Annotated in this window: 17 protein-coding genes; 14 read left to right on the plus strand and 3 right to left on the minus strand. The window is 64.8% G+C overall.

The annotated features are described in order from the left end of the window. Window positions 1-80 precede the first annotated feature (80 nt). The 4 genes from KR227_RS09065 (at window position 81) to KR227_RS09080 (ending at window position 4,175) form a co-directional block, all read left to right on the plus strand. Complete coding sequence (locus KR227_RS09065; protein WP_218365037.1) at window positions 81-515, plus strand: heat shock protein transcriptional repressor HspR; 435 nt, start codon at window positions 81-83, stop codon at window positions 513-515. Window positions 516-722: 207 nt separating this feature from the next. Next, on the plus strand, window positions 723-1,817 hold the full coding sequence (locus KR227_RS09070) for an S-(hydroxymethyl)mycothiol dehydrogenase (RefSeq protein ID WP_218365038.1): 1,095 nt from the start codon (window positions 723-725) through the stop codon (window positions 1,815-1,817). A 2-nt stretch (window positions 1,818-1,819) separates the two neighbouring features. Beyond that, a complete protein-coding gene (locus KR227_RS09075; RefSeq protein ID WP_218365039.1) occupies window positions 1,820-2,443 on the plus strand; it encodes an MBL fold metallo-hydrolase in 624 nt (207 codons plus the stop codon). A 208-nt stretch (window positions 2,444-2,651) separates the two neighbouring features. Continuing rightward, window positions 2,652-4,175: an aldehyde dehydrogenase family protein gene (locus KR227_RS09080; RefSeq protein WP_218365040.1), complete on the plus strand. Its 1,524-nt coding sequence runs from the start codon at window positions 2,652-2,654 to the stop codon at window positions 4,173-4,175. A 68-nt stretch (window positions 4,176-4,243) separates the two neighbouring features. Here the strand turns inward: KR227_RS09080 and KR227_RS09085 are convergent, their stop codons facing one another. Both KR227_RS09085 and KR227_RS09090 read right to left on the minus strand, forming a co-directional pair. After that, window positions 4,244-5,488: an alpha/beta hydrolase gene (locus KR227_RS09085; protein WP_218365041.1), complete on the minus strand. Its 1,245-nt coding sequence runs from the start codon at window positions 5,486-5,488 to the stop codon at window positions 4,244-4,246. Continuing rightward, window positions 5,485-5,754, minus strand: coding sequence for a hypothetical protein (locus KR227_RS09090; RefSeq protein WP_151529277.1), 270 nt, complete (start codon window positions 5,752-5,754; stop codon window positions 5,485-5,487). The genes KR227_RS09085 and KR227_RS09090 overlap by 4 nt, the downstream gene beginning before the upstream one ends. A 91-nt stretch (window positions 5,755-5,845) precedes the next feature. On the opposite strand from KR227_RS09090, the gene KR227_RS09095 reads away from it, so the two are divergent. Then, window positions 5,846-6,688, plus strand: a complete 843-nt coding sequence (locus KR227_RS09095) for a carbon-nitrogen hydrolase family protein (protein ID WP_218365042.1) — start codon at window positions 5,846-5,848, stop codon at window positions 6,686-6,688. A 35-nt stretch (window positions 6,689-6,723) separates the two neighbouring features. On the opposite strand, the gene KR227_RS09100 is transcribed toward KR227_RS09095, so the two are convergent. Continuing rightward, window positions 6,724-7,974: an FAD-binding oxidoreductase gene (locus KR227_RS09100; protein WP_218365043.1), complete on the minus strand. Its 1,251-nt coding sequence runs from the start codon at window positions 7,972-7,974 to the stop codon at window positions 6,724-6,726. A 238-nt stretch (window positions 7,975-8,212) separates the two neighbouring features. On the opposite strand from KR227_RS09100, the gene clpB reads away from it, so the two are divergent. The 9 genes from clpB (at window position 8,213) to KR227_RS09145 (ending at window position 20,620) form a co-directional block, all read left to right on the plus strand. Continuing rightward, window positions 8,213-10,768 carry an ATP-dependent chaperone ClpB gene (gene clpB / locus KR227_RS09105; protein ID WP_218365044.1) on the plus strand — a complete coding sequence of 852 codons (2,556 nt, stop codon included), beginning with the start codon at window positions 8,213-8,215 and terminating at the stop codon, window positions 10,766-10,768. A 93-nt stretch (window positions 10,769-10,861) separates the two neighbouring features. Then, on the plus strand, window positions 10,862-11,659 hold the full coding sequence (locus tag KR227_RS09110) for a hypothetical protein (protein WP_218365045.1): 798 nt from the start codon (window positions 10,862-10,864) through the stop codon (window positions 11,657-11,659). Window positions 11,660-11,922: 263 nt separating this feature from the next. After that, complete coding sequence (locus tag KR227_RS09115; RefSeq protein WP_218365046.1) at window positions 11,923-12,795, plus strand: sulfurtransferase; 873 nt, start codon at window positions 11,923-11,925, stop codon at window positions 12,793-12,795. Window positions 12,796-12,833: 38 nt separating this feature from the next. After that, window positions 12,834-14,438: a hypothetical protein gene (locus KR227_RS09120; RefSeq protein WP_218365047.1), complete on the plus strand. Its 1,605-nt coding sequence runs from the start codon at window positions 12,834-12,836 to the stop codon at window positions 14,436-14,438. A 15-nt stretch (window positions 14,439-14,453) separates the two neighbouring features. Continuing rightward, complete coding sequence (gene pyrE, locus KR227_RS09125; protein ID WP_151549700.1) at window positions 14,454-14,996, plus strand: orotate phosphoribosyltransferase; 543 nt, start codon at window positions 14,454-14,456, stop codon at window positions 14,994-14,996. Then, window positions 14,989-15,681, plus strand: coding sequence for an RNA methyltransferase (locus tag KR227_RS09130; protein WP_218365048.1), 693 nt, complete (start codon window positions 14,989-14,991; stop codon window positions 15,679-15,681). The genes pyrE and KR227_RS09130 overlap by 8 nt, the downstream gene beginning before the upstream one ends. A gap of 258 nt (window positions 15,682-15,939) precedes the next feature. Further along, entirely contained in the window at window positions 15,940-17,148 is a 1,209-nt protein-coding gene (locus KR227_RS09135; RefSeq protein ID WP_218365049.1) for a glycoside hydrolase family 76 protein, read from the plus strand. Between the two features lie 207 nt (window positions 17,149-17,355). Next, window positions 17,356-17,889 (plus strand): hypothetical protein, encoded by a 534-nt coding sequence (locus KR227_RS09140; RefSeq protein WP_218365050.1) that lies wholly within the window; start codon window positions 17,356-17,358, stop codon window positions 17,887-17,889. 58 nt (window positions 17,890-17,947) lie between these two features. After that, window positions 17,948-20,620, plus strand: coding sequence for a vWA domain-containing protein (locus tag KR227_RS09145; RefSeq protein WP_218365051.1), 2,673 nt, complete (start codon window positions 17,948-17,950; stop codon window positions 20,618-20,620). The last annotated feature ends 15 nt before the right edge of the window (window positions 20,621-20,635 follow it).

A 20,635-nucleotide genomic window follows, 5' to 3' on the forward strand; every position in this document is an offset into this window, starting at 1 on the left:
ACCCCAGGGGCGCCATCGCAGACGTGCGGCGGCGTGCCAACGACCACCGGATGTGAGTGAGGAGGTGTCTACCTAGCGTCATGACTCAACAGAATGACCACTCTGAGCACACGGAAGTCTATGTGATCTCCGTGGCAGCGGAACTGGCGGGCATGCACGCCCAGACGCTTCGCACGTACGACCGCATCGGGTTGGTGACGCCGCAACGCACCCGCGGCGGTGGGCGACGCTATTCGCCCAGCGACGTGGAATTGCTCCGAAAGATTCAGAAGCTCAGCCAAGAAGACGGCGTGAATCTCGCCGGAATCAAGGCGATCATCGAGCTCAGTCAGGAAAACGATCGCCTGCGCCAAGCAAATGAAGAGCTCAGCGAGGATCTCACGGCGCTCGAGCGCGAGGTGCACGAATTGCGCCGCAGTGCCGGGCGCAAGCGCGGCGAGATCGTGCACGTGCCCCGCTCCACTGCGGTGGTGGCATGGGAGCCGCGCCGCTCCCGCAGCCGCCCCCAGCACTAAGAATCTCCAGCCACCCACGACGCCCCGACCGGGCTCGTGGGTGGTGGTGTATCTACGGCCATAGCGCCGGTGATGCGTCGGCATATGCGGTGCGCAGCGGGAATGCGAGTGTGCTAGTGAAAAATGTTATCGGCAATGATTGAAAATCTGGGTACAATGGGGGGTTGCACAATGACCCCTCTATAACCCTGAAGGAGTGGCACGTTTATGACAGCCACCGTTACTGGAATCATCGCCCGTGAAAAGGGCGCACCCGTAGAAAAAGCGCAGATAATTATCCCCGATCCTGGCCCCACCGATGTGGTGGTGGATATCAAGGCCTGCGGGGTGTGCCACACCGATCTGGCCTATCGCGATGGCGATATCGAGGACGCCTACCCCTTCTTGCTCGGCCACGAGGCGGCCGGCGTGGTCTCCCAGGTGGGCGAGGATGTCACCTTCGTTGCCGAGGGCGACTTCGTGGTGCTCAACTGGCGTGCCGTGTGTGGCGAGTGCCGCGCCTGTAAGCGCGGCGAGCCCAAGTACTGCTTTAGCACCCACAATGCCTCGCAGCCTATGACTCTCGAGGACGGCACCGCGCTCAGCCCCGCACTGGGCATCGGCGCCTTCGCGGAGAAAACCCTGGTGCACGAAAAGCAGTGCACCAAGGTGAATCCGGCGGAGGATCCGGCTGCGGCTGGGTTGCTCGGCTGCGGCGTGATGGCTGGACTGGGCGCGGCGGTCAATACCGCCGATATCGCCCGCGGCGAGTCCGTGGCCGTGTTTGGCTGCGGCGGCGTCGGCATGGCGGCCATCGCCGGGGCGGTGGTGAACCAGGCCCGCACCGTGATCGCCGTGGATGTGGACCAGCGCAAGCTGGATACCGCCACCGACTTCGGTGCCACCCACACCATCAACTCCTCCGAACTATCGGAGGAGCAGGTGATCGAGCGCGTCCGCGAGATCACCGATGGCTTCGGCGCAGATGTGACCATCGACGCCGTGGGGATTATGCCCACCTGGCGCCAAGCCTTCTATTCCCGCGATCATGCAGGCCGCATGGTGATGGTGGGTGTGCCGAACCTGAGCGATCATATCGACATCCCGGCCATCGACTTCTACTCCCGCGGCGGCAGCCTGAAGCCGGCCTGGTACGGCGATTGCCTGCCGGAGCGCGACTTCCCCGCCTTCGTGGACCTGCACCTCCAGGGGCGTTTCCCGCTGGACAAGTTCGTCTCCGAGCGCATCGAGCTGGGAGCGGTGGAAGAGGCCTTCGCCACCATGAAGGCCGGAGACGTCCTGCGTAGCGTGGTGGTGATCTAAGTATGTTCCGAGTTGATCATGTAGAAACCAGTGGCACCTTCGCCCTCGACGGGGGCGAATGGGATGTGGACAACAATATTTGGATCGTCGGAGACGACTCCGAGGTCTACATCATCGATGCTGCCCACCAGGCCCAGCCGATTATCGACGCCGTCGCCGGCCGTCGTGTCCGTGGCATCCTGTGTACCCACGCCCACAATGACCACATCACCGTGGCCCCAGAGCTGTCCACCCGCCTTGATGCACCGATCTATGTGCACCCCGGTGATGAGATGCTGTGGCAGCAGACTCACCCCGATATCGCCCACGAGGCGCTGCGCGAGGACATGCTTTTCGACGTCGGCGGCGCGGAGATGAGCGTGCTGAACACCCCCGGCCACTCGCCGGGATCGTGCTGCTTCTACGTGCCGGAGGCCGCAGAGCTCTTCAGTGGCGACACCCTCTTCCAGGGCGGGCCGGGCGCCACTGGCCGGAGCTATAGCAGCTTCGACACCATCATTCACTCGCTGCGCACCTCCGTGCTGGAGCTGCCTGCCGAGACGATCGTGCGCACCGGGCACGGCGATCACACCACCATTGGTAGCGAGGCGCCCCACTTGGAGGAGTGGATTAAGCGCGGCTACTAGGGCTGATATGGCTGCAGACAGCGCGCGGACGGTTCCAGTGACATGCTGGCACCGTCCGCGCAGGTGTGTCGTGGGTCATATGCACCATGGTGGGAATGTGCGTAGGCTGTGTGACACATCACTACCCGCCGGGTAGAGGTGGTGCAGAAAGTCCCCACACACTGCGGTGCCATGGATATGGTCCGACGAGAGATACGGAGAACACAGCATGACTGTCTACGCACATCCCAATTCCGAGGGCTCGGTTATGTCCTTCCGCGAGCGCTATGACAACTTCATCAATGGCGAGTGGACCCCACCAGCCAGCGGCGAGTACCTAGACAACATCACGCCGGTCACCGGCGAGGTGTTCTGTCAGTTCGCTCGCGGTAAAGAAGAAGACATCAATCTGGCCCTCGACGCGGCGCACGCCGCCAAGGAGGAGTGGGGCCACACCGCCCCGGCAGAGCGCGCGATGGTGCTGAACAAGATCGCCGAGCGCATCGAAGAAAATTTGGAAAAGCTCGCAGTAGCCGAGACCTGGGAGAATGGTAAGCCGGTGCGCGAGGCCCTGGCCGCCGACATCCCGCTGGCTGCCGACCACTTCCGCTACTTTGCTGGTGTCACCCGCACCCTGGAAGGCCATACCTCCCAGATCGATCGCAATACCGTGGCCTATCACTTCAAGGAGCCACTCGGTGTGGTCGGGCAGATCATTCCGTGGAACTTCCCCATCCTCATGGCTGCGTGGAAGCTCGCCCCGGCCCTGGCCGCCGGCAACTGCGTGGTGCTCAAGCCCGCAGAGCAGACCCCGGTATCGGTGCTCTATCTCATGGAACTCATCGCCGATCTGCTGCCCAAGGGCGTGGTGAACATCGTCAATGGCCTCGGCAAAGAGGCCGGCGCGGCGCTGACCTCCTCCCGTCGTATCGCCAAGGTGGCCTTCACTGGTTCCACCGAGGTGGGCAAGATGATCAACAAGGCAGTGGCCGATCAGGTGATTCCCGTGACCTTGGAGCTGGGCGGCAAGTCGCCCTCGGTGTTCTTCAGCGACATCATGAGCAAGGACGATGACTTCCTGGACAAGTGCGTCGAGGGTGTGGTCATGTTCGCCCTGAACTCTGGCGAGGTGTGCACCTGCCCCTCGCGCGCCCTCATCCAAGAGGACATCGCCGATGAGTTCATCGCCCGTGTGGTGGAGCGCACCAAGAAGATCAAGGTGGGCAACCCCCTCGACTCCGAGGTGATGCTGGGCGCCCAGGCCTCGCAGGAGCAGCTGGACAAGATTTCCGGCTACCTCACCTCCGGCCCGGCCGAGGGTGCCGAGGTGCTCACCGGCGGCAACGTGGCCAAGCTCGAGGGCAGCCTTGATGGCGGCTTCTATGTGGAGCCCACCATCATGCGGGGCGAAAACTCGATGCAGATCTTCCGCGAGGAGGTCTTCGGCCCCGTGCTGGTGGTCACCACCTTCAAGGACTTTGATGAGGCCATCGAGATCGCCAATGACACCAACTACGGCCTCGGCGCCGGTGTGTGGACCCGCGATCAAAACACCGCCTACCGCGCCTCCCGCGCCATTCACGCCGGCCGCGTGTGGGTGAACCACTATCACAGCTACCCGGCCGGTGCTGCCTTCGGTGGTTTCAAGGAGTCCGGTATTGGCCGCGAGAACCACGCCATGATGCTCGATCACTACACCGAGACCAAGTGCGTGCTCACCTCCTATGACCCCAAGCCCACCGGGCTGTTCTAAACACACACCCGAGTGAGGATTCCGGCGCCGTGGCCCCAGTACTGCTGGGAGCGCGGCGCCGGTGGCGTTTAGCGGTGGGCGAGCCTGCCCAGGCGGGCAAGGAGCTCGGGATCATCCCAGTAGCTGGTGTGCGTGTGCCCACCGCGCCACACCTCCGCGCCGAAGCGGGAGGAACTGGGATCCGGGCCGTGCACCCCGAAGTGAGGGTCGGGGGCGAGAGTGATGACGTCCGCGCTGCCGGTCAGGGCCACCACATCGGTGTCCTCGTTATCAAAGACCAGCTCCTCGCGGTGGCGCGCGCCCACCCCAGGCGAGCCGAGCAGCACCAAGGCATCGGTGGCCAGCCCCTCCTCGCGGGCGGCCATGCCGGCCACGGTGGAGCCATAGGAATGGCCGAGGGTCAGCAGCCGCGGCTCTGCCACGTGCTCCTCGCCGGGGCCGTCGCCTGCGGCGATGGCGCGGCGGCGATCGCGGAGCGACTGCTGGAATGTGCGCAATTCCTCGCTGCCGCGCTGGGCACTGTCACGGGAGAGCGCTTGGCCGAGGTTGCTGGGGGCGCTATAGCCCATCCACATCACCGCGGCGCCGCCGGTGGCGCTGGCGATCGAGCGAGTGCGCTCAAGATAGGTGCCCCAGCCGGAGATATCGGAGGAACCCACCCCGGCGACCACGGTGGTGATCGACTCGGCCGCATCAATATCGCCCACCGCCACCACGAGTCGTCCATCCGAGGCCTCCAGCACGGTGACATCGGGGTTCTCCGCCAGCAGCGGCTGGATCTCCTGTGGCGCCTGGGCGCGCTGCAGCACATCGATATCGCGGGCGGGAAGCTCGGCATAGTCCGCCAATCGTGAGGTCGGGGGCGGTAGTTCCGCGCCGCAGACACGGGCGATCTCGGCGCCACAGAGCGCGTCGAGCCCGCGGCCGGTGGCGAGGAGAAACATCCGCATCCGCTGGTGTATCTGCAGCACCGGCGCCCCGGCGGCTGCGGCGATCGGCGCGGTGGCGCGCAGCCCCTCCCAGAGGGTTTCAAGCTGCCGTTGGAAGGGGAGTGCGGCCTCTAGCACCGAGGCAATCTGCTGCATCTGCGCGGCCGAGCGCGCCGCGGGGACCTGCACCTGCTCCTCATGCTGGGCGGCAGCATCGAAGGCGGCACCGCGTATACCTTCGCTCACGGCCTGCTGCCAGCGGCGAATATTGCTGTCGATCTGTCGCGATACCTCCACCGCGAGGGCCACATAGCGTTCGGCGATCTCCGCCATCTCCCCGGAGTCCAGGGGAAGCTGCTGGGCGGGAGTGATCAGGCGTGTCATCGCAGCGCTCCTCCGATCCGCTGGGCGAGGTTGTTTGCGAGATGCTCATTGCAGCTGAGACAGCGGTGGACGAACTCCTCGACGCTGCGAGTGTGCTGGGTGAGGGCGGCGTCGACAAGCGACAGCCGGTGGGTGAGACGGCCACTGGCGGCACGCAGGGCGAGGCTGGTGAAGGCCGGCATGGCTGGCTCGGGTGGGCGCACGCTCACCGTGGCGGCGCGAAAGAGTGGGGAGACACTGTGGGGGCTAAAGCTGAGTTCATTCATGGCGCTCACTATGCGCCAGTCGCAGCGCCTGGGCGAGGGCGCGGCGCTGCGGCGTGTGGATAACCCAGGGTTATGCACATACGCTGGTGTTATGAAAGCAGCAGTAGTGCAAATTCTGAGTAGCGATGATAAAGAGGCCAATCTCGAGCAGGTGCTTGGCAAGGCCCGGGAGGCGGCCGCCCAAGGTGCGGAGCTGATCGTGTTCCCCGAGGCCAGCTCGCAGGCCTTTGGTACAGGTCGGCTGGATCAGCAGGCGGAGCCGCTCGATGGCCCCTTCGCCACCGCCGTCGCCGAGCTAGCCACCGAGCTCGACGTGGTGATCGTGGTGGGCATGTTCTGCACCGCCGACACCATTGAGCGCGAGGGGAAAGAGGTCCATCGCGTCGATAATGTGGCGCTGGTGACAGGGCGCGGGCTGCACGCCGGCTATACCAAGATTCACTGCTATGACGCCTTCGGATTCCGCGAGTCAGACACCGTGCGCGCCGGGCATGAGCTGCTGGTGGTGGATGTGCCGGGCAGTAACGGCGAGTCGTGGAGGCTGGGCTGCGCCATCTGCTTCGATGTGCGTTTCCCCGAGCAGTTTAAAGATCTCGCGCGGCAGAAGGGGGCCGAGGTGATCGCGGTGCCCACCTCCTGGCAGGACGGCGAGGGCAAGCGGGAACAGTGGTGCGCCCTCACCACCGCCCGTGCCCTGGATTCCACCTGCTATATTCTGGCCGCAGCCCAGGCGCGCCCCGGCGGGGCAGCGAAAGCCGGGGAGGACGATGGTCCCACCGGCATTGGGCATTCCCGCGTGGTGGGCCCGGCGGGGCAGGTGCTCGCCGAGGCCGGCTATGAGCCGGAGATCCTCTACGTGGAGCTCGACCGCGAGCAGCTGGATGCGGCGCGACGCTCTATTCCCGTGCTGCTCAACGAGGCCGAATACAGCTAGCGCCGCGTTGCAGCGAACGCCGCCTGCTCTCTGCGCTACCCGAGCGGGATGGTGTGAATCCGCGCCGGATCGACTCCGGTGTCGAGCAGCCGCGTCCGCGCCGGCAGGATGAAGTCGCCGCCGCCGTGGATGAAGATGTCGTGGTTGCGCCACGCGCGCAGCGCCGAGTGCGACCCGGCGTGCACGGGCGGGGTGGTGCGCATGGCCACCTCGGTGGGGGAGCCGATATTGAGGTTCAGCCCCGTCGGTAGCTGGGAGTAGGTGGTGTCGTGGGCCCAGTAGGGGTTGTCGGGGGAGTCCACGCAGGGATATACCCGCAGCCAGGGATGGCTGGCGGAGAGCTGCATGAGCGTGGAGAGATCATAGAGCTCGGCGGGGAACTCGGCGCCATAGAACAGCGTCACATTGGGTGGGGTGTGCACGGCGGTGGCGGCGGTGCTATCGCCTGCGCTGAGCACGGAGTGGGCGTGCACCCGCATTTGCTGCTCGGCGAGATCGAAGATCATCGAGCGCAGCAGTGCGAGGCCATGAGTGTGGGCGAGCATGAGCACGTCACGGTCGCCGGGGATGGCGAGGGTGCCGAGGGGGTTGCCGATCCACCACACATCGCCGGGTCGGGCGAGACCGAACATGGGCGAGCAGCGTCCTCGCTGGTTGATGCGCACGTGGAACTCGATGAAGCCTTGGGGGTTGCTGGGGTTGGCAGGCGAGAGGAAGCGCCATTCGCCGGGGATGAGGTTGGCATTGCAGGGCACAAACTGCCCCGCCCGGTAGGGGATGGGCCGGTCGGTGACCACGCGCACCACGCTGACGCGCTTGGTGCGGCGCTCCACTTCCACCACTTCCGCCCGATACAGTGCGGGGATGCCGCGATGTTCCTCGGCGATCATGGCCGAGGCCATGATGTCGCAGGCCTTGCTCACCGCTTCTTGGGCGCCGAGCACGTGGCCGACGGACATATCGGCGCAGTTGTCGAGGATGCCGCGGTTGATGATGCGGCCGAACTCGGGCAGGACGTGCACCGGCACCCGGAATTTACGGTGATCGCGCCCCAGCTGGGCGATGATGCGCTGCATGCGTGGGGTGAGCTCGCCGCTGGCGGGGGTGTTGCGCAGTAGTTTCTCGAGCACGGGTACGAGAAAGTAGTGGCGTTGTTGCGGCGTGGCGGAGAAGAGGATGGCGAGATCGGGGAGAGCGGCTATGAGTCGCTCATAGGTGGTGGTTCGAAACGCCTCTGCACGGGAGACAAGGCGCTCTGCGATATCACTCAGATCCTCTGTGGCCATGGCCCTATTCTGCACCATTTCGCAGTGAGCTGGGAACTGAAGCCAGAGTTGAGGGTGGGTTGCTCAACTTTTTTTGAAAATATTTCTGCTTGAGTGGAACAGACTCAAGTTTTGGTGCGTTATAGAGAGTGAATCCCCCACGAGGCGATGGCGCACGGCGCTTATCGACGCCACCTACGGCGCTCCCGCCGCGTGGGCAAGATATAACGACACTGATTAATGAGAGGAAAGAACGACCATGGCAGGGTTTAACCCCACAACAAAGACCTCTGAGGCGCTACAGGAAGCCCTGAAGCTCGCCAGCGCCGAGGGGAATCCCGATATCCGTCCCGCCCACATCTTGGTGGCCATCCTGGAACAGGAGGAGGGCATTGCCTCCCCGGTGCTCAAGGCAGCGGGTGCTGATCCGCAGGCTATTACTGCCAAGGCGCGGGATCTGGTGACGTCCTATCCCAGTGCCGAGGGGCAGGGGATGGCAAATCCGCAATTTAACCGCGATGGGCTCAATGCCCTCACCGCCGCCCAGGAACTGGCCGGCGAGTTGGGCGATGAGTTTGTCTCCACCGAGGTGCTGCTGGCTGCGATTGCTCGCGGCAAGGATGACGCCGCCCAGCTCTTGCAGGGTGCCGGCGCCACCTATGACGTGATTAAAAACGCCTTTCCTTCGGTGCGCGGTGGGCACAAGGTGACCACCGAGGATCCCGAGGGCCAGTTCCAGGCGCTAGAAAAATACTCCACGGATCTCACGGCCCGCGCCCGCGAGGGCAAGATTGATCCCGTGATCGGCCGTGACGCCGAGATTCGCCGTGTGGTGCAGGTGCTCTCGCGCCGCACGAAGAATAACCCCGTGCTCATTGGTGAACCCGGTGTGGGTAAAACCGCCATTGTGGAGGGGCTTGCGCGACGCATTGTGGCCGGCGATGTGCCGGAGTCGCTGCGCGGCAAGACCCTCATCAGCCTGGATCTGGGCTCGATGGTGGCCGGAGCGAAGTATCGCGGCGAGTTCGAGGAGCGGCTCAAGGCGGTGCTTGATGAGATCAAGGGCGCCGAGGGCGAGATTGTTACCTTTATTGATGAGCTCCACACCATTGTCGGCGCGGGCGCCACGGGCGATTCCGCCATGGATGCCGGCAACATGATTAAGCCCATGCTGGCGCGCGGCGAGCTGCGTCTCGTTGGTGCCACCACTTTGGAGGAGTACCGCAAATACATCGAAAAGGATGCCGCGCTCGAGCGCCGCTTCCAGCAGGTGTATGTCGGCGAGCCCTCGGTGGATGATGCCGTAGGCATTCTGCGCGGGCTCAAGGAGCGCTATGAGGTGCACCATGGTGTGCGCATCCAGGACTCCGCCCTGGTGGCCGCCGCCGAGCTGTCCAACCGCTATATCACCAACCGCTTCCTGCCCGATAAGGCGATCGACTTGGTAGATGAGGCGGCCTCTCGGCTGCGCATGGAGATCGACTCCTCCCCGCAGGAGATCGATGAGCTCGAGCGCATCGTTAGGCGCCTGGAAATCGAAGAGATGGCACTGGCGAAGGAAAGCGATGCGGCCTCGCAGCAGCGTTTGGCGAAGCTGCGCGAGGAGCTGGCCGATGAGCGCGAGAAGCTCGGCGAGCTGAAGGCGCGCTGGTCCAATGAGAAGAGCGCGATCGATGAGATGCGCGATGCCAAGGAAGAACTCGAGCGGCTGCGTTCTGAGTCCGAGATCGCGGAGCGCGACGGCGACTATGGCAAGGTGGCCGAGCTGCGCTACGGCAAGATCCCGGAGGTAGAGAAGAAGGTCGCCGCCGCCGAGTCGCAGGTGAAGGATGGCCAGAACAACGCCATGGTGGCCGAGGAGGTCACTCCCGATGTGATCGCCGAGGTGGTCAGCTCGTGGACGGGTATTCCCGCCGGCAAGATGATGCAGGGCGAAACCGAGAAGCTCCTGCACATGGAAGGTGTGCTGGGCAAGCGAGTGGTCGGCCAGCTGGACGCGGTGCGGGCAGTCTCCGATGCCACGCGCCGGGCCCGCGCCGGGGTGGCCGATCCGAACCGGCCCACGGGTAGCTTCCTCTTCCTCGGTCCCACCGGTGTGGGTAAGACCGAGCTGGCGAAGGCCCTGGCCGAGTTCCTCTTCGACGATGAGCGCGCCATGGTGCGTATCGATATGTCCGAGTATGGGGAGAAGCACTCCGTGGCTCGCCTGGTGGGTGCCCCTCCGGGATACGTCGGCTACGATGCCGGCGGCCAGCTCACCGAGGCTGTGCGCCGCCGCCCCTACACCGTCGTTCTCTTCGACGAGGTAGAAAAGGCGCATCCGGATGTATTCGACATTCTGCTCCAGGTGCTTGACGACGGCCGCCTCACCGATGGTCAGGGTCGCACGGTGGACTTCCGTAACACCCTGCTGATTCTGACCTCGAACCTGGGCGCCGGCGGCAGCCACGAGCAGATGATGGACGCCGTGAAGCGCACCTTCAAGCCGGAGTTCGTCAACCGCCTCGACGATGTGGTGATCTTCGATAGCCTCACCCAGGAGCAGCTGACCCACATCGTGGAGATCCAGGTGAACCAGCTGGCGGAGCGGCTCGCCGCCCGGCAGCTCACACTGCAGGTCTCCGATGCCGCCAAGCACTGGTTGGCCGATCGCGGCTACGACCCCGCCTATGGTGCCCGGCCGCTGCGCCGACTCATCCAGAAATCCATCGGCGACCAGCTCGCCCGCAAGCTATTGGCGGGAGAGATCCACGATGGCAACACCGTGCACGTGGATGTCGCCGAGGGCGGCGAGGACCTCGAGCTGAGCTCCTAAGAGCCGTGGTTGAGCCGGCTGTCCCCTCGCCGGCTGGTGGGCGGGTGCGCGCTGGCGCGCGCCCGCGGTCGCCGGTGGCATAGAATAGCGCGCATGCATCGAATCTTCTCCGGCCCTGTCCACCGCCTCTGCGCCGGCATTGCCTTGGCGCCCCTCCTGCTGAGCGTGGCAGCGTGCTCTACGGATGAGCAGGAGGGACAGCAGCCGGAGGAGACGACGTCGACAAGTGCAGTGCAGCAGGCGGAACCCGTGGATATCGCTGCCGCCACCCTGCAAGAAGGGGAGATGCTGCCGCATCTGCGCTACGCCAACTATGGGCAGGACTATGCCGCGCTCAGCGATGAGGAGCGCACGGAGCTGGCGCGCAGCCAGAAGTACCAAGAGGAACAGCTGCGCACAGAGCCGGCAGAATGCGCCGAGGTGGCGCTCGGCGAGAGCTTCATTACCGCGCTCGTGGCCGAGAAACCCGAGGCCGCGAATGTGGTGATGTGGCAGCCCAAGCCCGAGGACTATACGGATAATGCCGATCTCGAGGCCTATTCGGTGCTGATCGCGGACGCCGAGGCCCTGGGTGAGCACGGTGCCCTTGCGGAGAACTGCCTCGACTACAGCGCCACGATGCCCGTGGGTGGGGTGGATGTTGGCTATAGCGTGACGCAGCACTTTCAGAACACCGCCATCGACGATGTGACGCTGAGCGGGGCCGAGGATGTGCAGGCCTATTCCACAGTGACGTGGGTCGATGGTTCCTCGGCCGAAGAAGGACACCGGACCTATATTGTGCGGGGGCGCACCGGGAATGTGGTTGTGCTGGCCCGCGGTATCGAGCTCAACAGCGTCAAGACCTTGGCGCAGGCACAGCTCGATCGCATCGCCGCGACCCGCGGCTAGCGCGGGGACCTGCGGGCACGCGCCCACGAGGCCGTGATCTGGAATCCCAGAACAGATCACATTCACACTTTTTAGACGTGGAATGTACCGCATGGCGCGCCGATTTCCCCTCCTGATAGGGGGAAGGTCTGATGAGGAGCGCCTGTTGGGGGATATCAGGGGACAGTCCTAACAGCCGCAAAAGTACAAAACTTCTGCCCGTTGATCTTTCTGAAAACCGCCTCAACCTGCACAAAGGCGTGGTGTGGCTTAGGCTGGCAGCTATGAATCTCACCATCACCCCTGATGAGTTGGCAGACCGCATCCGCTTTGGCCGCAAGACCACCCTCCTTGCATCCTTCTGGCGAGCAGGCGAAAAAGAAGGCCTGTACAAATTCAATTCCGAACACATCCCCACCTCCCTCTACTGCGATACCGCGCACGCACTGGCCGGTGTTCCCTCCCGCGCGGAGGGACGCAACCCGCTTCCGGACGCCGCCCAGCTAGCTAGGTGGTTCGTGCGGTGGGGCATTAATACCGATCAAAAAGTTGTGGTCTACGACGAAGGCAATGGGCTTTTCGCAGCCCGCGCTTGGTGGGTGCTGACCTGGGCGGGCGTGCAGGATGTGTGCGTGCTCGACGGCGGCATGGCCGCATGGGAAGCAGACGGGCACCAGATCATCGGTGGGCCGGGCAACCTGCCCATGTTTTCTAATATCCGCCCGCACCTGGGCAATCTGGCCGTCGCCGACTATGAGGACGTGCAGCGCGCCGCCACTACCGGCGATGCCGTGCTCATTGACTGCCGCTCCCGCAACCGCTTCGCGGGCCGCAAGGAATTCCTCGATCTCAAGGCCGGCCACATCCCCGGCTCGGTGAATATTCCCGTCACCGACTTCCTCACCGAGGACAATCGTTATCGCAGCCCAGAGGACATTCGGGAGATCTTTGACAAAGCGGGCATCACGCCGGGCATGAAGACCATCATGATCTCCGGTTCGGGCGTGCACAGCTCCCAAGCGATCTTCGCCATGCACCTCGCCGGACTCGATGGCGCGGCTCTCTATCCCGGTGGCTGGTCCCAGTGGTGCGCCGATGCCAGCAACCCCGTGGAGCGTGGCGACGTCGCCAGTGTGTCGGAGTGTGTGCGAAATTAGTTTCACCGCCGCTCAGCAGAGATTAAGCTAGGTGAGCGATGAACCTAGTTATCTTTATCGTTGCGGCACTCCTCTTCCTCGTCGGCCTCTGGCTGCTCGTTGTAGATCGCAAACGCCGCACCCGCACTGCCCCGCGCGAGATGTCCCGCACCAGCGACGCCGATCGTCCCGTCGAGGACGAGCAGGCGCCTGAGCGCCCCGCGGCGGATGATGCTGCCGCCGCGCCGCTGCCGGTCGCTGACACCGCGCCCGCCCCGGCCGAGCACTCGGAGCCGCAGCCCGCAGCAGAGGAGGGGCCACACGAGCCCGCCGAGCTCGCTGAACCTGCAGCTGCCGAGCCTGGCGAGCCTGCAGCCGCCGAGTCTGCCGAACCTGCGCCCGCCCCCGACGGTGCCACGGCCATCTACGCCGAGGAAGAAACCGAGGTGGATGTGGACGCCGAGGAGGCTCTCTATGATCTTCCGGCCTCGCACCCGGACGAGGAGGCAAAGCCAGCGCCGCAGGCGCCCACCGCCGAGCCCGACGAGCCCGTGGACTCCGCAGATCCCGACGCTCCCGAGGGACACGAGGAGAACGAGGAGCAGGCTGGCGCCGACACGGCACCGGCCACCGCGGCCTCGAAGCGCCGTTTCTCCCTGCCCGGGTTTATGAACTCCGCGCGCCGTGAGCGGCGCGACTGGGCCAAGGAGCATGACTACTTCTTCGCTAAAAGCGATGAGTTCCTCAGCGATGAGTGGTCGCGTGGCGCGGCCGCCACAGGCGCGGTAGCACGCAACGTGGTCAGCGGCACCGCCTGCGGCCACGAGATGCACCTGGTGGATCTCGGCGGGGTATGCGTGATGGCGATGCGCCGCGGCTCGGTCTCTGATGTGGTGATCGATGCCCGTCGCGCCAGCGCGGAGGATGCCCCCGGCACCGGTGAGGATTTGCTGCCCGTCGGCGAGCTGCACGAGCTGCGCGTGGTGGCCAGCGAAGTCGATGTGGCCGAGCGCTTCCTCGATGAGCGCGTCCACGCCGCCCTCGAGGCCCTGCCGCCGGCCGTTGCCGCCGTGTGGTGCGAGGGCAACTGGGTGCTCGCCCAATTCCAGCCCCACTCGCAGTCGCCGGATTGGGATGCGGTGTGCCAGCCGCTCTCTATGCTTGCCGACGCCGCCCGCGCGCTGCCGCCCCGCCGCGGCGCGCTGCTGGATCTGAAATTGGAGGATCGCGATCCTTCCCGGCCGGTGGTGGAACCCATCGAGCTGGATGAGGTGAGCGTGCCGGAGGAATTCTCCGACCCGCGCCCCGCCGTGGTCACCCGCCCCGAAGAGCCGGTGGAGCTGCCGAGCCGCGCCCAGCAGGTATCGCGCGGGGTCGTGAGCTCCCGCGGTGTGGGCACCGATGACATCGCCCCCATCGCCTCCGGTGATAGCCGCGAGCACACCGGCTTCGATGGCACCAAGGTGCTGCGCGATACGGGAATGTCCTCGTCTATCTTTAATGACATCTCCGCAGAGCTGGGCACCAGCTTCACCCCCGAGTTCGCCGCGCGTCTCAATGACTCTGCGGCCCAGGACGAGGCGGAGACGCCCGTGCAGGACGAGCGCGACGCGGCCGCAGATGAGGGCGGCGACGCGGATGAGAACACCACCACTAACAACTAGGAAATGAGCGCGAGAATGGACGTTGCGGCTGCAAAGGCAGAACTGGCAGAGCTAGTGAAAGAACTGGCCGTGGTGCACGGGGAGGTCACGCTCTCCTCGGGGAAGAAGGCCAACTATTATGTGGACCTGCGCCGCGCCACGCTGCACCACCGGGCCTCCCGGCTGATTGGGGCCCTGCTGCGGGAAGAGACCAAGGACCTGGACTATGTCAGCGTCGGCGGGCTCACCTTGGGTGCTGACCCGGTGGCGACCGCCGTGATGCACGCCGAGGGCCGTGAGATTAACGCCTTCGTGGTGCGCAAGGAAGCAAAGAAGCACGGTATGCAGCGCCGTATCGAGGGCCCTGATGTGGTGGGCAAGAAGGTACTGGTGGTGGAAGATACCACCACCACCGGCAATTCCCCGCTCACCGCTGTGCAGGCGCTGCGTGAGGCCGGCGCCGAGGTCGTGGCGGTAGCGACGGTGGTGGATCGCGCCACCGGTGCCGCCGATGTGATCGCCGCAGAAGGCCTCGACTACCGCTACCTGCTGGGCTTGGAGGATCTTGGTCTTGCCTAAGCAGCAGACACCGGAACCGGAGGGTTCCTCGGGGCGCGGGCCCACCGAGTGGTTCGAGGCGCCCCGCGGTCTCGGGCCGTGGGCGGAGGAGTATCCCGATACGCCGCTGCCCACGGACTCCCGCTATGATCCTCGGCTGCTGGCGGAGGGCGATCGCCGCAATGTGGTGGACGCCTACCGCTATTGGACGATGGAGGCCATCGTCGCCGATATCGATTCCCGGCGGCACCAGCTACACATCGCTATCGAGAACTTCGAGAATGACTCGAATATCGGCACGGTGGTGCGCACCGCCAATGCTTTTGCCGTGGACACGGTGCATATCGTGGGCCGGCGGCGGTGGAATCGCCGCGGTGCCATGGTGACCGACCGCTACCAGCACCTGCGCCATCACTCCAGCGTGGCCGAGGTACTGACCTTTGCCCGCGAGCAGGATCTCAGCGTGGTGGCCATCGATAATGTGCCCGGCTCCGTGCCGCTGGAAACCGCCGAGCTGCCCGAGCGCTGCTTATTGCTCTTCGGGCAGGAAGGCCCCGGGGTCAGCCCCCAAGCCCAAGAGGGGGCGATCATGACCTGCTCGATCGCCCAATTTGGGTCGACGCGCTCGATCAACGCCGGGGTAGCCGCCGGCATCGCCATGCATACCTGGATTCGCCAACACGCCGATCTGCGCCATTCCTGGTAACCGCGCAGACCGGCACATACTCACCCGTAGCTTATGGTCCCAAAGAATAGCGTTAGCGCAGGCCACGACAGGTATGTGTCGTTTCTGTTACCGTTTCAATTAGAGAAAGTGTAGAACGTGAGTTGAAGCCACCGCGCTCTGGCAGTGGCTTGCACACGCTGCGCCCTAATCCCTGTACGGGCCAGGGGCGTATCCACCAGTTTCCGCCCCCCGTGGGCGGTCGCTGCTCGTGACCTTGATGGAATGAGGACAACTACCGTGCCCGAGAAGTGGATTCACCGCGCTGACCTAGCCGAGGCAGCGATTGAGGATCGTCACGCCACTGGGCTGTGGGCGTTGCCGCGCACCAACCTGGCCGAAGTGGCCTGGCCTGGGGGCGTGAAGGAAAAGCTCATGCTGCATTGGCACTACTGGTGGCAGGCGCACTATCTGGACTGCCAGATTGATGCGGCGCTGCGTACCTCCACTCGGCCCCGCCGGAAACGCATCCAGCACACGGTGCGTGGGATCAGAGTGCGCAATATCTACAAGCTGAGCCGCAATAAGTACTACGACGATAAAGCGTGGCTGGCCCTTGCCTTGCGGCGCATGGATACCGTGCATTCGCTCTCCGCGCCCGCCTATGCGGCGGAGCTGGAGGAGAACCTGCGCGCCAATGTGGACCCCGGTCTCGGCGTGCTGCCCTGGCGGGAGGGGGAGAACTTCTTCAACGTGCCCACCAACGGCCCCGCCGCGATCATGCTGGCCCGCACCGGCTATGTGGACGAGGCCCGCACCATGACGGATTGGATCTTTGACAACCTGATGAATGAAAAGGGTTTGATCATGGATGGGGTGCGTATGCGCATGCACGGCCCCGAAATCGTCAAGCCCATTCACCCCTACTGCCAGGGCGTGGTCATGGGCGCCTGCATGGCCATTATCGAACAATTGCGCAACCAGGCAGGGCTGGAGCCCCATGCGCGTATCGAGACTCTCGAGGACGCCGACCGCGCCGAGGACATCATGGATTATGTGGCCCGCGTGCGGCAGCTCGTGCACGCCGTGGCCAAAGAACTGGCTAATGATCGTGGCGCGATCACCACGGTGAACCGCGGCGGCGATGGCGGTCTGTTCAAGGGCATTCTTGCCCGCTACCTCGCCGAGGTGGCCGTGAATCTACCGAATGATGGCGGGCGCAATACCTCCACCAAGAAGATCGCTGCGCGGCTGGTTTTGGCATCCGCCGAGGCCGCCTGGGGATATCGCCTCGAAATCGATGGCCTGCCGGTGTTCCCGGCGGAGTGGACCGAGGATGCCCAGCTGCCACGCAATGCCGGTGTGGTCTCTGCCAAGGTGGGCGGAGCGCTCACCAGTTCCGGCATCCCAGAGCGGGATCTGTCGGTTCAGCTCAGCGGCTGGATGCTCATGGAAGCCGCCGCGCGCGTGAGCACCCAGGTGGGTGCGGAGCTCGACCTCAGCATCTAATTGGGCTGAGAGGGGGTAGGTGCCCGCAGGCATACCTCCCCCTCGCTCACCTGTGCGAAAACGCGCAAAGATTCTTCCGTATTCCTCGTTCCCTGCCGCCGACTGGCGTGAATAAAGGGGAATAGGAGTGCGAAAAAAGGGGCGCGCGTGTCGCGCCGTGGCGCTATTATGAGGCCCTAACCTATTTTTTAAGGAGAATCTTTTACGGTGTCACGTCCCACTTTTGGATCGGATTTTCATGATTCTTGGTCTGATCAGCCTGCAGACTCCCGCGGCGATACCGCGCCGCGGGCTTGGGATTCTGTCCCCTCCTCTTCTTCGGCCGCTTCCGACTCCCCTGGGTTCGGTGGTGGCTCCAGCTTTAGCCAACCCGCGGCCCCCGCAACCCCGCCGCCGCGCCTCCAGCCGGTATCGGGGCCGTGGCCGCTCTTGCTCGTGGCTGGGCTGACCTCGCTGCTCGGAATTTTCTGCGCTCTCGCCGCCCCGCTGCTCGGGGGAACGGCCACCGATCCCGCATTCCGCACCTATGCCCTCGTGGGGTGGGTATGCGCCGGCATCCTCACGTTTGTGGCCATTGGATTTCACAAGATTGCAGATAATCGTCGAAAAGCGGAGAGCTTTTATGTGGAAAACACGACACAAACGTTGCTGCTGCGCGCAGCCTTGGCTTTAGGCGCTGTGGGCGTAGTGATTACCGCATTCGAATTCGCCCTAGCGATCTCTAAAACGGTCGGTGCGTAGCGTAGCGACGCCACCTCTTTTATCTTCATTGCTTTTACTCTAAGGATCGAGAAACACAGTGAACCACCCCGCCCAGCGCCGTGGATCGTCTCGTCGATGTGGTGCAGCCGCCCTGGCGGCGGCGCTTAGCGTGGCAGCAGCGCCGCAGGTAGCTGCAGCGCCGGCACCCTCGCCAGTCGCAGCAGACAATATCGCGCGCCTGAACTCCTGTATCGCCCAGAAAAAGTCCGCAGACCTGATGTTTGTGGTGGATGAGTCCCAGTCCCTCTCAGGATTCGAGGATCTTCCCGCCACCGACCCAGACGCGGTGCGCGTGGCCGCCGCCCAGGACCTCATCCGGCAGCTCGGCATCGCAGCCCAGGACGTGGATGCGGATATCAACGTCAAGCTCGCCGGCTTCGGCGAAACCTACGAGTCCGATCCTGATTCCTATGGCGACTGGGCCAATGTGGCCAACCAGGCCGATGCGCTCGCCTCCACGGCGGAGATCTTCGCGGAGCGCGACCAGCAAAGCTACACCGATTATGGGACCGCGCTGCGTGGGGCCGGGGCAGATATGGCCGCGCATAGCGATGGCGACTCCTGCCGTGCCGTGCTCTTCTTTACCGATGGTCTCATCACCACCCCGGGCGAGGAGGCTGCCGCCGCCGCAGACCAGCTGTGCTCGGCGGCCGGGCCGGTCAACCAGCTCCGCCAGTCCGGGGTGCAGCTATTTACCGTGGGGCTGATTCCGCGCGGCACCGATTCCCCAGAGCAGCTGCTGCGCGATATGGCCGAAACCCCCGCCTGCGGCGGAGCCCCCGCCAATGGTGCCTTCTTTAATGCCACCGACGATGTGGCCGGGCTCTTCAGCGCCTTCCGTGGCATCCTGCCCAATGCGGGATCCGTGCAGGACGAGCTGCGCATGGGAGAGACCTTCCGCTTCGTGCTGGATAACTCCGTCGATGAGATCCGCCTGGACGCGCAGCCGCAGCAGCGCGGCGCCAGCGATAACGTTCAGCCCTATCTGATTAACCCGCGCGGTGACCGCATTGATCTCGGCGGCAGCGGCACGCAGGATCTCGCCGGGGCAGAGGTAGAGGTCTTGGGAGACAACCAGGTGCTGCCCGGCATGATCGACGCCGAGCTGCGGCAGAATGGCTCCGATGCCTGGGCAGGGGAGTGGACCTTCGGCTATGACTCGCCGGAAAAAGAGGGCCGCTACAAAATAAAGATGCAGATCCTGCCCGGTTTGCACCTCGATATTCCGGCCCTGAGCGAGGGCGAAAAGACCGGTATCACCAACGAGGAGCCGCTGCAGGTGCAGCTGCTCAACCGCGATGGCGAGGCCGTCGATCTGGAGGGCGAGGCCGCGCTGGAGGCGATGTTTGTTGCCGCCGATGGTGCCGCGCCGCTGCCCTTGGGCGAGGCGCAGTCCATCGCCGAGGGCAGCCCCGTGGCCGTGCCTCTCGACGCCATCGATCGGCCCGTCAACGGCACGATCGCGCTGCGGAGCCAGATCACCACCAAGGGCACCGATGATGCGCCGGGCACCGCGCTCTCGCCGATCGTGGCCGAGTACCCGGTGTCGATCTCCCCGCGAAATATGCCCGTGGTGCCGGGCGAGGTGCAGGTGACAGTGGAGGAGACCCACGCCCAATTCACCGTGCCCATCACCGGCCCCGGAGAGGCCACTCTCGGCGGAGCCGTGCTTAACGCCGTGCCCGAGGGCGCCGAAGGCGTGAGCGTGCAGGTGGATGAGGCCCCGCTACAGCTCGCCAAGGGAGAAGAAGGCACGCTGTCCTTCACCATTGATAGCGAGCACCTGGCGGATGGCCCCCTGGCCGGCGTCCTACAGCTCAACCTCGCGAGCGCCGATGGCGATGGCCGCACGGCCGAGGTAGATATCCCCCTGACCGGCTCCATGCGCGCCCCCGTGAACACCACCGTGTTCTCGCTGGTGATGGTGGTGGCGCTGCTGCTCGGGCTGCTCATCCCGCTGGCTATCTTGTACCTCTTCAAATATCTCAGCGGCACCCTGACCCGCAAGAAGATCTACGCGCTCACCATCCCCGTGCAGATCAAGGAGCACCAGGTGATCCGGAGCAATACCGGCCGCCCCTTCCACGTGGATCGCGGGGAGCTGATGGACGCCACCGGCACGATGGTCAGCGGTCGGCACGCCACCATCGGCTCTAAGAGCTTTGGGGTGGCCCTGGGGCTGAACCCCTTCAGCTCTGCGCAGGCCCGCGCCCAGCAGGCGCCGTCCATCCCCGATGATGGCCGCCGCTCGGGTGACAACGCCGTGCTGCCCTTGGATCTTGCCCAGCACTGGGTGTTTTATCCGCAGCAGGGCCGCCCCGAGGCCGGCGCCGTGGTGGTGCTCGTCGATCGTTTCGCCACCGATGACGCCGTGGCGCGCATCGAACGCTCGGTCCGCGAGAAGCTGCCGCGCCTCGCCCAGGATCTTCACACCACAGCGAAGGACAGCGGCGAGAACACCGCCAGCGATAGCAGCGGCGGCAGTGGCGCTGCAGAGACGGCCGCCGCAGGCTCTGCGGCCAGTAGCTGGGGCGGGCCCAGCGAGCCCCAGCAGTCGACAAGCGACGGCAGCTGGTCGCCACACACCGGCGCTGGCGGCTGGGATCAGCCCCGCAGCACCGGCTGGGACTCGGGCGGACACGAGGATCAGAAGCCCCATCGCCCCTCCTCGGGCGGCTGGTCAGATGACTCCCGCGGCTGGGATTCCTAGGCGCACACGGATACG

It is taken from the genome of Corynebacterium sp. TAE3-ERU30 (assembly GCF_019209925.1).
GTDB classification, from domain to species: Bacteria; Actinomycetota; Actinomycetes; order Mycobacteriales; family Mycobacteriaceae; genus Corynebacterium; species Corynebacterium megadyptis.